The organism is Streptococcus huangxiaojuni (assembly GCF_040930515.1).
Classification (GTDB): Bacteria; Bacillota; Bacilli; order Lactobacillales; family Streptococcaceae; genus Streptococcus; species Streptococcus huangxiaojuni.
Window position 1 is genome coordinate 1 of the sequence record NZ_JBFQEG010000024.1, and the last position, 12,333, is coordinate 12,333.

The window sequence follows — 12,333 nt, forward strand, 5'->3', positions numbered from 1 at the left end:
GAAAGCTTTGTCGCCTTAACAGTCGACCGCACCTTTCTAGTCGTTCTGGCAGGGGTGCGCCGACGAAATCACAGATTTCTGGCTTACCGCCATTTTTGCTTTGCTCTTTTAACGGGCTTTGTATCTTATTAGTTGAACACGCCCTAAAATCCTAGTGAAAAGATGACATCCGTCGCGATGCGAGTCATCGCTCGTCTGTCCCTATTTTCATACGGATTTCTTAACGGGCTTTGTATCTTATTATAAAAAACAGAAAGGAAAGGCCGCTCATCAAAAGTAGCTTTAAATAGTTATTTTCCATCTTTGCTGTCCGCGGGCAAAAGCCACAGACGTCTCCTCCGAGAAGTCAGAGACTGGCTATAAACCGTGATGGACGAAAAGAGATTTTTAAATTGAGCTGTCCTCAGGATCTTAATTATGGCTGTTGAAATTATTATGCCCAAACTCGGTGTTGACATGCAGGAGGGCGAAATCATCGAATGGAAAAAGCAGGAAGGCGATTCTGTCAATGAAGGTGATATCCTTTTGGAAATCATGTCAGATAAAACCAATATGGAATTGGAAGCTGAAGAATCAGGTGTTCTTTTGAAAATTACCCGCAAAGCAGGTGAAGTGGTTCCTGTTACAGAAGTTATCGGCTACATAGGCGCTGAAGGTGAAGTTGTTGATGATGCAGGCTCTGCTGCTGAAGCAAAACAGGCAGCTGCTGATTTGCAGGCAGCCGGACTTGAAGTCCCCGAAACTGCAGCAGCTGAACCAGCACAGACAAAACAAACGGCATTGGCTGATGATGAATACGATATTATTGTTGTAGGAGGCGGACCTGCCGGCTATTATGCTGCCATTCGCGGTGCTCAGCTCGGCGGTAAGGTTGCCATTGTTGAAAAGTCAGAATATGGCGGAACCTGTCTGAATGTCGGCTGTATCCCTACAAAAACCTATTTGAAAAATGCTGAAATTCTTGACGGCCTGAAAGAAGCAGCCGGACGAGGGATTAATTTAGCTTCAACCAACTACTCCATTGATATGGATAAAACCATTGATTTTAAAAATGCAGTGGTTAAGAAATTGACCAGCGGCGTAGCCAGTCTTCTGAAAGCCAACAAAGTCACTATGTTTAACGGACTCGGTCAGGTTAATCCTGATAAGACTGTTTCAATCGGCAGCACAACAATAAAAGGCCGCAGTGTTGTTTTGGCGACAGGTTCTAAAGTTTCCCGTATCAATATTCCAGGCATTGATTCTCGGCTTGTGCTGACATCTGATGATATCCTTGATTTGAAAGAAATACCAAAATCACTCGCAGTTATGGGCGGCGGTGTCGTTGGTATTGAGCTGGGCTTGGTTTGGGCTTCTTATGGTGTTGAGGTGACCGTTATTGAAATGGCTGACCGCATTATTCCGGCTATGGATAAGGAAGTATCATTGGAGCTGCAAAAAATTCTGGCTAAAAAAGGCATGAACATTAAAACATCAGTCGGTGTTTCTGAAATTATTGAAGCCAATAACCAGCTGACTCTGAAATTAAATGACGGGTCGGAAGTGGTTGCTGAAAAAGCTTTGCTCTCAATCGGACGTATTCCGCAGATGAATGGCTTGGAAAATCTTAATCTTGAGATGGATGGCAATCGTATCAAGGTGAATGATTATCAAGAAACATCTATTGCCGGTATCTATGCTCCGGGAGACGTTAATGGCCGAAAGATGCTGGCCCATGCTGCTTACAGAATGGGGGAAGTTGCTGCTGAAAATGCTCTTTCCGGCAATGTCCGCAAAGCAAATCTCAAATACACACCGGCAGCTGTTTACACGCATCCGGAAGTAGCTATGGTCGGAATAACAGAAGAACAGGCCCGTGAACAGTATGGCAATGTCTTGGTCGGCCGTTCCAATTTTGCAGGTAACGGTCGGGCTATCGCTTCCGGTGAAGCACAAGGCTTTGTTAAAGTGATTGCTGATCCTAAATACCATGAAATTTTAGGAATTCATATCATTGGTCCGGCAGCAGCAGAATTGGCTAACGAAGCGTCAACAATCATGGAAGCCGAATTAACAGTAGATGATGTCGCACAATCTATTCACGGCCACCCTACTTTTTCAGAAAACATGTACGAAGCTATTATGGATGTGCTGGGTGAAGCAATCCATAATCCGCCTAAACGTCGCTAAGTCATAAAAAAATATTATCTGCAAACAGGCTGTTTTAGACATTTGATTAGTTCAGCAAGCTGTCAAAGCAAATAAACAGTAAGTCGCTGTCAGGGCTATCATTTTCTTGTTCCCAGTGGCATCACCTGCTTTTGCAGTATGCCGCTGGAGCTTTGACCGGCCCTTACAAGATTTAAGGGTTGATGTCCTATGTCGCCTTTTTACTAATTTTAACCTATCAACGAAGTCTGGAACTTTTCCCGGACTCTTGCTTTTTGGAGAAACTATGAAATATATTGTTAATACAAGTCATGATCCGGCTTTCAATGTTGCTCTGGAAGCCTATGCTTTTAAAGAACTAATGGATGAAGAAGAAATTTTTATTCTTTGGATTAACAAACCAGCCATCATTATCGGCCGTCATCAAAACGCTATTGAGGAAATTAATAAAGACTATACAGACAAGCACGGTATCCAAATTGTACGCCGCTTGTCCGGCGGCGGAGCTGTTTACCATGATCTCAATAACCTTAATTACACTATTATTTCTTCTAAATCAGGTGAAGAGGGAGCCTTTGACTTCAAGACTTTTTCCAAGCCTGTCATTGATACCTTGGCTAAATTGGGGGTTAAGGCTGATTTTACAGGCCGTAATGATCTTGAAATTGATGGCAAGAAATTCTGCGGCAATGCTCAAGCTTATTATAAAGGACGCATGATGCACCATGGCTGTCTCTTATTTGATGTTGATATGACCGTACTGGGTAATGCGCTGAAAGTCAGCAAAGATAAGATTGAGTCCAAAGGAGTCAAATCTGTTAGAGCGCGTGTGACCAATATTTTAGATGAACTGCCGGAAAAAATGACTGTCCAAGAGTTCAGTGACGCTCTTCTTAGCCAAATGAAAGAGACTTATCCCGATATGACAGAATACAAGCTTTCAGAATCCGAATTAGCTGCAATTAAGAAATCAACTGCTGAACAATTTGGGACTTGGGAGTGGACTTTCGGGAAATCACCGCAGTATACGATTTCACGTGCTGTACGCTACCCAGCAGGTAAGATTTCGACCTATGCTGATGTTGATCAGTCCCTTATCAAGAGTGTCAAACTGTATGGTGATTTCTTCGGTGTCAAAGATGCAGCCGATATTGAAAAATTACTGGTTGGTTTACGCTATGACTATCAGACTGTTCTAGCCAAACTTCAGACTGTCACAATCACTGACTATTTTGCAGGAATGACTGAAGAAGAAGTCGCTAAAGCAATTGTAGCCTAAATGCTCTCGAAACAATCAGAAAACAGGATATCATTTTTTACAGAATATAGTAAAATTCCAGTGAAAAAATTCTGCATTCCTTCATTAAAAGAGAAATGAGACTGAGACAAAAGTCCATTCTCTTTTTCTTTTGTTTTAGTCTTTCGAAAAAAGCAAGCCTCAAAGTTAGAACTGCAGCAGCAATATCCAGCAGCTTTTATTTTTTCTCCTTTTGCTTAGCTTTTCTTTTTATGATATGATTGAAGTGTGATAGTTTTGGGAGAGATAACTAATGAAATATATGACCTTTAATTTTTTACGGCACAAAGAAACCTATCAGATTGTTTATACTGTTGCTTTTATGTTTTCTATTTATGCTTACTTTATCAAACGTTATCTGGTAGATGCTGATTATATCATCGTTACAGTCATGGCTTTGCTGCTGAATGTGGCTGTTTTTGTTTGGCACACCTACCTGCACGGCTGGTCGCGGCAAAGTGTTTTAGCCTTGATAAGTGCGGGGCTTTTTGCTCTTCTTATGCCCCATCAAGCCTATCTTCAGACTTTTGTCTCAGATTTCTCCGTGCTTTCTTTCTTTCTGCTTTCTGTTTCGGTTGACCCTAAGCAGGAAGATTTCGTCTCTTTTGTTTTATATGCTAAACTGTTTTTAGCCTTAGCTGTCTTTTTGCTTTATATCAATGGGAAAATTCCTGATGTGACTCTTTTCCGGCCGGCTAAGGAGCTTGTCCGTCATTCATACGGTTTTGGTCATCCTAATTCTTTAAGTATGTTTATGACGAGTATTTTCTTGGATTTATCTTTGATTAGAAAAAAACCATTTCGTTTTTTAGAGGCTCTAATCTTTGCCTTAGCAGTCATGATGCTGTATGCCGTTACTGACTCAAGAACCGGATTTATTGCTGGTTTGCTGATTCTGTTTTGTACGGTACTTTACCACCCCCTAAATGACTACGAAATTTTGGGCCGTGATTTATTTATTGCCATTCTGACTATTTTTCTCTTAGGTCTGCTCTTATCTGCTGTCTACAGTCCAAATTCTGCTGTTTTGACCTTTTTCAACCGTATTTTTTCCAGTCGTCTCAGCAATGCTCATACCTATTTGGAGGAATACGGTCTCTCCCTTTTTCCTAGAAGCATTGATTCCTTGCATTATGCTAATGGAGCGACGATTTTCAATGAAAATTTTTATGTCGACTCGCTTCTGCGCCAAGGTTTGCTTCTCTATTGCCTTTTCCCTGTTTTAATCGCCTTGCAGACGCTGGGAAGGCGTTTTAAGCTTTATCATGCCATTCTTATTATTTCTGCTTTTTTAACGGCCATGATTGAAGATTATGGGGTTAGCTGTCTGATATTTACCTGTCTGCTTTTCAACTATTTTGCCATTGAAGAAGAGAGTAAAAGCAGACATGCGAAAAGATACTCCCAAGTTAATTTAAAAAATCTTCTTTCCCGTCTGCAGTAGGTTAATATTATAGCTAAAAAATAACATGCACGGCTCTTTGCTGCTGCATGTTATTTTTTATCTCAGTAATACTTTTGAAGACAATAAAGAAAAAATAAACAGAATTGTTGTTTTATCAAAATAGATTTGGTAAACTAATTTTGTTAAATCGATTTAGCAAAATTGGTTTAAAAAGGAGGAAAGTTATGGCTGGGAAAAAAGATGATGATTGGAGTTCTTCTTTTACACTGGATAATCACCTTTGCTTTTCGCTTTATGTCTGTTCGCGTGAGTTTATCAGTTCTTATGATCCCTTTCTTTCAAAGCTTAATCTCACCTATACACAGTATGTGACAATGACGGTGCTGTGGGAAGAGCATCAAGCATTGACAAAGCATCTAAAAGAAAGACTGTTTCTCGATAGCGGAACATTAACGCCTGTTTTGAAAAAGCTCGAAGAAAAAGGTTTAGTCACTAAAGAAAGATCAAAAAAAGATGCGAGAGATGTAGTGGTCACACTGACGGAAACAGGAAAAGCCATGCAAAAAGAGGCTCAAGAATTTCCTGAGGGCATGAGGCAATTGTTTTCTGAGATTGAGCAAAAAGAAGAACTGAATCAGTTGCTTCATCAGATGATGACTGTTTTTCAAAATAGACGAAAAAGTAAAGTGTAATGTTGTTAAAATATGAAAATAAAGGAGTTGTTTAAATGGTTAGAATCGTATATGCAACACGCAGCGGTAATGTGGAAAAGATTGTTAAATCTCTTAACTGGACTGATAGTCTTAAGATTACAGATGGTACCGAAAGGGTAGAAGGCGATTATGTGATTTTTACTTATTCAACAGGAAAGGGTGCTGTTCCAAAGCCTGTTAGGACCTTCCTAGAGGCCAACTCTGGCGTTAAGGCTGTAGTAGGAAGCGGGAGTCTGGAAAAACATGCGGAAACATTTAATTTTGCAGCAGATAAAATTAGTGAGGCCTACCATGTTCCGGTGCTTGCTAAGGTAAATGGTTCCGGTGCTTGCTAAGGTAAATGGTTCCGGGACGGCTGAGGATATTAAGCAGATTAGGGAAGCCTTGTCAAACTACTAGAAGAAAACACAACTGTAAGCTTAAGCTAAAGACAAGCAGTAAATTGAGAAAATTAGCAGCGAATAAGCTCATTAGAAATTGAGGATACCAATATGGACTATGATGTAATCTTTATCGGAAGTGGTCATGCTAATAATCACGGAGCCCGCATTCTTGCGGCAGCAGGGAAAAAGGTGGCCATGGTTGAAGCTGACAAAATCGGCGGAGTTTGTACTAACTATGGATGCGATGCGAAAATTCTTTTAGATGGGCCATTTGAGCTTTTAGACGGCCTGCTCAACTATCAAGACTTAGGTCTTAAAGCAGAGGTGCATATTGACTGGGAGCGGCTTATGGCTCACAAGAGGCAGACTCTCGCTGGTTTCCAAACTGGAGCAGCTGCGCAGTACGGAATTTTTAGATTTAGACAGGTTGCCTGAACATATGATAGTGATTGGAGCAGGGATCATTGGAATGGAATTTGCTTCGATGGCTTTGTTAGCAGGTAAAAAAGTTACTTTCTTTGAATATGCGGACCGTCCATTGCTGGCTTACCCTGAAAAATATGTTCAAGTGATTGTGGATAAATTCGAATCACAAGGCGCAGCCTTTCATTTTGGACAAGCAGTCTCGTCAGTTGAAGAAGTAGAAGGTGGCCTGCGCGTATCAACTAAAGGTGGCACAAGCGCAGTCGGTGATTTTGTCTTGGACGCAACGGGCCGTGTGTCAAACATTGAGAATATAGGCTTAGAAGAATTGGGGATTGAGGCCAGTCCCCGCGGAATTAAGGTTGATAACCATATGCGGACATCTGTGCCAAATATTTATGCTTCAGGTGATGTTGTAGACAAAACAATTCCTAAGCTGACACCAACTGCAGAATTTGAATCGAACTATATTGGGCGTGATATCCTAAATCCTCAAGGTCCTGAAATTCAATACCCAGTTATACCAAATCTGGTATTTACTCTTCCTCGAATCGGACAAGTAGGGGTTACTATTGCCCAAGCAAAGGCCAACCCAGATAAATATAAGTTGGTTGAGATTCCTTGGGGCAAACTAAATGATTGGGTCAATAATCATGAATTAGATTCAGAGTTGGCTTTGATTTTTGACAATGAATCCTATCTAGTAGGAGCAGGAGCTATTTCAAGTCAGGTCGGAGCATGGTTAGACTGGTTAGCGCCAATTATTGAGAAGAGGATGACTGCTAAGGATTTAAATAGCCTAATCATGTCTTTTCCTACCCAAACCTACATGCTTTGGTCTACATTAGCACCACTATTAAAAGCGGAGTAAAGGGAAATACTGCCTCTTAGCTAAGCTGTTCCCTTACAAGCTCAATTACCAGCTATAGACTTTCTACAATTCTTAAAACCAAAAAACTTCTGTTTAGTTAAAATTAAAACAGAAGTTTTTTTGATATGGTAACAGTAAAAAGATGTCAGCCCGAACCCAAAAATTGAAGAGTGAGGGAACTTTATAGTCTGAGATTTTGTCTTGTAATTAGCCAGCCGTAGACGTCTGAAGGCTTTATCGTCCTAGCGGCCGACCGCACCCTTCTAGTCGTCCTGGCAGAGGTGCGCCGACGAAATCGAAGATTTCTGGCTTACCGTCATTTCCACTTTGCGTTTTATACGGGCTTTGTATCTTGGTGTAACTGAACACGCCCTAAACGCTGCGGGAAAAAGATGTCCTGACTTAGAATTTGTCGATTCGTCAGTCAGTCCCCTATTTTCCTTTTGCGTTTTATACGGGCTTTGTATCTTATGAATTGAACACGCCCTAAACGCTGCGGGAAAAAGATGTCCTGACTTAGAATCTGGCGATTCGTCAGTCAGTCTCTTATTTTTACTTTGCGTTTTATACGGGCTTTGTATCTTAGTGTAACTGAACACGCCCTAAACGCTGCGGGAAAAAGATGTCCTGACTTAGAATTTGTCGATTCGTCAGTCAGTCCCCTATTTTCCTTTTGCGTTTTATACGGGCTTTGTATCTTATGAATTGAACACGCCCTAAACGCTGCGGGAAAAAGATGTCCTGACTTAGAATCTGGCGATTCGTCAGTCAGTCTCTTATTTTTACTTTGCGTTTTATACGGGCTTTGTATCTTAGTGTAACTGAACACGCCCTAAACGCTGCGGGAAAAAGATGTCCTGACTTAGAATTTGTCGATTCGTCAGTCAGTCCCCTATTTTCCTTTTGCGTTTTATACGGGCTTTGTATCTTATGAATTGAACACGCCCTAAACGCTGTGTAAAAAAGATAGACTTCCCTTGAGTCTTTAGTGACTCAGCGGTCAGTCTCCTATTTTTACTTTGCGTTTTATACGGGCTTTGTATCTTACTATAATAATTATTCGAAGTCAGCTTTGTTTTTGATGTCAGCATATTCTTCAGGGACTTCTTTAGCCAAAACAGTATCATAAGACGGCAGATCGATGTCTTGACCGTATTTATTTTTCAGCGCAGTGGTCACAAGGCGGTAAGCCAAGTTTGCATTGCGCGACAGAAGGGGACCGTGAAAATAACTGCCGAAAACATTCTTATAATGCATCCCTTCAGTACCGTCTTCGTGATTATTGCCCTTGCCGTAGATACACATGCCAAGCGGTTTTTCATCATCGGCCAGAAAAGTGCGTCCTTGATGGTTTTCAAAACCGTAATAGGTTTCATCAAACTCGTCATTATAAATTTTGATATCACCGATATAGCGGTTATTATCCTGATTAAGCGTATAGTGCCCCATTATTCCTAAACCGTCTATTTTTCGGCCGTCAGCTTGTATATAATACTGTCCCAACAGTTGAAAGCCACCGCAAATTGCCAGCATCACGCCGTCATTGTGAATGAAGCGGCTGATAGACTCTTTCTTGGACGGTAAATCGTGAGCGACAATAGCCTGTTCATAATCCTGACCGCCACCAAAGAAAGCTAAATCATATTCATCGGCTGTGAAGTCATCCCCTAAAGAGATGATATCGACAGTCATCTTAGCGCCTAATTTTTCAGCAACATATTTGAGCATGAGAACATTGCCGTTATCTCCGTAAGTGTTGAGAAGGTTACCGTAAAGATGGGCAAGCCTAAGTTCATAAAGATATTCCTTGTCATCAGGAGACTGCAGAGAAGTGTAGGTCATCAGTCCATCTCCTTTCTTACAGCATGTCGGTTGGCCAATAGTTCGCGGAATTCCAGCATCGCCGTATAAGTTGCTAAAATATAGGCATGCTGACAGTCCTGTTCTTCAATAAGTGTTATAATATCGGTCAGCTGAGGAGCTTCTGTGATACTGTCCTCGGCATAGCCGGTGACTCGCAGCCGTCTGGCGATTTCTGAATGCCGGACACCGCCGGCAAAAATTTGCGGAATTGGCATTTTCACAATGCGCTCAAAGTCTGCGTCCCAAATCCAGCTGGTATCGATACCGTCTGCATAATTAGCATTTAGCAGAACAGAAAGTGTGAAGGGATAAGGAGCCAGCTCAATCATTTCAAGAGCCTGACTGGCTCCGACCGGATTTTTTATAAGAACAAGGGTACAAGACTTGTCACCGATTTTGAACGTTTCCTGCCGGCCAAATACTGCCCGGCTTTTATTGAAACCGGATTTAATCTGATCTGGTTCAATACCGAAAAATTCCGCTACAGAAACGGCAGCTAAAGCGTTGTATACATTATAAAGACCGCCCACATTGACTGAATAAATCTGGCCGTCAATGATAAATTCAGAGCTGGTATTGGTAACTGCCGGCAGTTCAGTCAGTTTATAATCCAGTTCGGGCCGCCGGAAACCGCAGTTTTCACAGATATAATCGCCTAAATTAGCATAGGTATTGAGCTTGTACTTCAAAATATGCTGACAATTCGGGCAGAGCACTCCTTCGGTATTATAATGAGCCAGCTGAGGTGAGTGTGTTTTTGTAGCAAAACCGTAGTATTTAACAGGATTAATCAGCTCCTGAGAGTTAAAGAGCGGACTGTCTCCATTAGCCAGTATTGTAGCCTGAGGAGCCTTTGCAGCGCCAGATAAAATCATCTGATAGGTTGTGTAAATTTCCCCATAACGATCCATCTGATCCCGAAAAATATTAGTAAATACAAAAAGACTGGGCGTGATGTACTGTGTCACTTTAGCCAAGCTGGCTTCGTCAATCTCTAATACAGCTATTTTTTTGGCACCGGTATGCGCTTTAGCGGTTAAAAAGGTCGAAACAATCCCTGAAATCATGTTGGCACCGCTTGGATTGGTTACGATACTGCCAAAAGCCTCTTTTAAAATACCAACAGTCAGTGCAGTCGTCAGTGTTTTGCCGTTAGTACCGGTTATGACAACAATCTCGTAATCTTTAGCAATAGTATCTAAAATGTGCTTATCAAATTTAAGAGCCAGACGACCGGGAAAAGTTGAACCGCGTCCTAATTTTTTCAAAATAAAATTGGCTGCCCGACCAGCCGTTATTCCCATAATAGTATTTAACTTCATAATTTCATTTTATCACAAAATAGTATTTGTTGATACAGAAAATCTCAGCATATCGTGTTATAATAGAAATGCATATTAAAAGAAAGAGATAAACGTATGAGTCATTTAACATCTATTGACGCTAAGTTTTGGGCGAGCCTGTTTGAAAGCCCCTGGCTTTTTGTCATTCATGTCTTGGATATTCTAATTGTGGCTTGGCTGATTTACAAATTTATTAAGGCTTTGGCCGGCACCAAAATTATGTCCCTGGTCCAGGGAGTTTTACTTTTCGTTGTCTTTAGATTTGTTGCAGAGTGGATCGGCTTTACAACAATTACCTACTTGATGAACCAGGTTATCACTTACGGTGTGATTGCCGCAGTTGTTATTTTCGCTCCGGAAATTCGTTCAGGCTTGGAGAGATTCGGACGGACGACACAGGTCTTTCTGCAGAAGCAGCAGCTCAGCGATGAAGAGAAAATGATCGAGGCCTTAGTCGGGGCTGCCGCCTATATGAGTCCCCGTAAAATCGGAGCCCTGATTTCTATTGAAAGAGCGCAGACTCTGCAGGAATATATTTTGACTGGGATACCGCTGGATGCAGATATTTCCAGCCAATTGTTAATCAATATTTTTATTCCCAACACACCGCTTCATGATGGAGCGGTAATTATCAGGGGAAATAAAATTGCTGTATCCTGTGCCTATCTCCCTTTGTCTGAATCAACAGCCATTTCAAAAGAATTCGGAACACGCCACCGGGCAGCAATCGGCTTATCCGAGCATTCTGATGCCCTGACAGTCATTGTTTCTGAAGAAACAGGTGCCATATCAGTTGCTGCAAAAGGGGAGTTTCTGCATGATTTAAGTTTGGACAATTTTGCGGCTGTTCTGCGAACCCAATTCATGGTTGAGCAGGACGAACAAAAAACGTGGTATAAACGGTTATTAAGAAGGAGGAAAAAAAGATGAAAAAGCTTTTTAACAGCCATGTCTGGCTGGCACTTGTCTCCGTTTTTCTCTCTATTCTCCTTTTTTTAACAGCTGCCGCCAGTCAGTATAACAGTTCCGGTACCCAGACTGCAGGTCTTGCGGAAACCTATACGCACACCCTGTCTGATGTTCCGATCGATATCAAATATGACAGCGATCAGTACTTCATCAGCGGTTATTCCTACGAGGCAGAGGTCTATTTAACCTCAACCAACCGCGTTAAATTAGACTCTGAAATCAATAGTGATACAAGAAATTTCAAAGTAGTGGCTGATTTAACCGGACTTTCAACAGGAACAACAACCGCTCCCCTGCAGGTGACCGACCTGCCTTCCGGAATGACGGCCACAGTTTTACCGGAAAATATCTCGGTAACCATCGGTAAGAAAAAGACAAAAACCTTTCCTGTTCAGGGTCAGGTTGAATCTAATCAATTTGCTGCAGGCTATGCGCTGAAAAAAGTTTCCGTTAATCTGGCAGAAGTAGAGGTGACCAGCGACGAAACCACAATCGAACAGGTTGACCATGTCATTGCCCGTCTCCCGGAAGATGAGGTGCTGGACAGTGATTACAGCGGCAGAGTTACGCTGCAAGCAGTTGCTTCAGACGGAAAAATTTTGGCCAGTGTTATTGAGCCGGCTAAGGCTACTTTGACAGTTAATGTTAAAAAATTAACCAAAACAGTGCCGCTTACAGTTAAAACCACAGGGACTTTGGCCAGTAATTTAGAGTCCGTTGATTATAAACTAAGTCAAGATACAGTAACGATTTCGGGAACTCAGGAAGCTTTGGATGCTGTTGATCAGGTTGTAGCTGAGATTGATATTTCTGGTGTAACCAAGGATACCAGCAAGACGCTCAATCTGTCTGCTGATAATGTCACTGTCGAGCCTTCGGCGGTTACTGTTGAGTTGACAACAAAGAAAAAATAATAGA

General features: G+C 41.7%; 11 protein-coding genes. 9 read left to right on the plus strand and 2 right to left on the minus strand.

The features are described from left to right. Positions 1 to 417 precede the first annotated feature (417 nt). The 7 genes from lpdA (at position 418) to AB3329_RS10140 (ending at position 7,240) form a co-directional block, all read left to right on the plus strand. A complete protein-coding gene (lpdA, locus tag AB3329_RS10110; protein WP_368395945.1) occupies positions 418 to 2,169 on the plus strand; it encodes a dihydrolipoyl dehydrogenase in 1,752 nt (583 codons plus the stop codon). A 265-nt stretch (positions 2,170 to 2,434) separates the two neighbouring features. After that, positions 2,435 to 3,427 (plus strand): lipoate--protein ligase, encoded by a 993-nt coding sequence (gene lplA / locus AB3329_RS10115; RefSeq protein WP_368395946.1) that lies wholly within the window; start codon positions 2,435 to 2,437, stop codon positions 3,425 to 3,427. 271 nt (positions 3,428 to 3,698) lie between these two features. Further along, the gene (locus AB3329_RS10120; protein ID WP_368395947.1) at positions 3,699 to 4,889 is read left to right on the plus strand and encodes a hypothetical protein; all 1,191 of its coding nucleotides are present in this window, start codon (positions 3,699 to 3,701) and stop codon (positions 4,887 to 4,889) included. A gap of 185 nt (positions 4,890 to 5,074) precedes the next feature. Further along, a complete protein-coding gene (locus AB3329_RS10125) occupies positions 5,075 to 5,542 on the plus strand; it encodes a MarR family winged helix-turn-helix transcriptional regulator (RefSeq protein ID WP_368395948.1) in 468 nt (155 codons plus the stop codon). A gap of 35 nt (positions 5,543 to 5,577) precedes the next feature. Beyond that, complete coding sequence (locus AB3329_RS10130) at positions 5,578 to 5,898, plus strand: class Ib ribonucleoside-diphosphate reductase assembly flavoprotein NrdI (RefSeq protein WP_368395950.1); 321 nt, start codon at positions 5,578 to 5,580, stop codon at positions 5,896 to 5,898. Positions 5,899 to 6,054: 156 nt separating this feature from the next. Further along, positions 6,055 to 6,381, plus strand: a complete 327-nt coding sequence (locus AB3329_RS10135) for a hypothetical protein (protein WP_368395952.1) — start codon at positions 6,055 to 6,057, stop codon at positions 6,379 to 6,381. Then, on the plus strand, positions 6,374 to 7,240 hold the full coding sequence (locus AB3329_RS10140; protein WP_368395953.1) for an FAD-dependent oxidoreductase: 867 nt from the start codon (positions 6,374 to 6,376) through the stop codon (positions 7,238 to 7,240). Before AB3329_RS10135 ends, AB3329_RS10140 begins: the two co-directional genes overlap by 8 nt. Positions 7,241 to 8,296: 1,056 nt before the next feature. On the opposite strand, the gene gatD is transcribed toward AB3329_RS10140, so the two are convergent. Together gatD and murT are read right to left on the minus strand one after the other, a co-directional pair. Then, complete coding sequence (gene gatD / locus AB3329_RS10145) at positions 8,297 to 9,082, minus strand: lipid II isoglutaminyl synthase subunit GatD (protein ID WP_368395954.1); 786 nt, start codon at positions 9,080 to 9,082, stop codon at positions 8,297 to 8,299. Beyond that, a complete protein-coding gene (murT, locus tag AB3329_RS10150) occupies positions 9,082 to 10,425 on the minus strand; it encodes a lipid II isoglutaminyl synthase subunit MurT (RefSeq protein ID WP_368395955.1) in 1,344 nt (447 codons plus the stop codon). Before murT ends, gatD begins: the two co-directional genes overlap by 1 nt. A 96-nt stretch (positions 10,426 to 10,521) precedes the next feature. Between murT and cdaA the strand changes: the two genes are divergently transcribed. Then, a complete protein-coding gene (gene cdaA, locus AB3329_RS10155; RefSeq protein ID WP_368395957.1) occupies positions 10,522 to 11,376 on the plus strand; it encodes a diadenylate cyclase CdaA in 855 nt (284 codons plus the stop codon). Continuing rightward, entirely contained in the window at positions 11,373 to 12,329 is a 957-nt protein-coding gene (locus tag AB3329_RS10160) for a CdaR family protein (RefSeq protein ID WP_368395959.1), read from the plus strand. The genes cdaA and AB3329_RS10160 overlap by 4 nt, the downstream gene beginning before the upstream one ends. Positions 12,330 to 12,333: the final 4 nt, after the last annotated feature.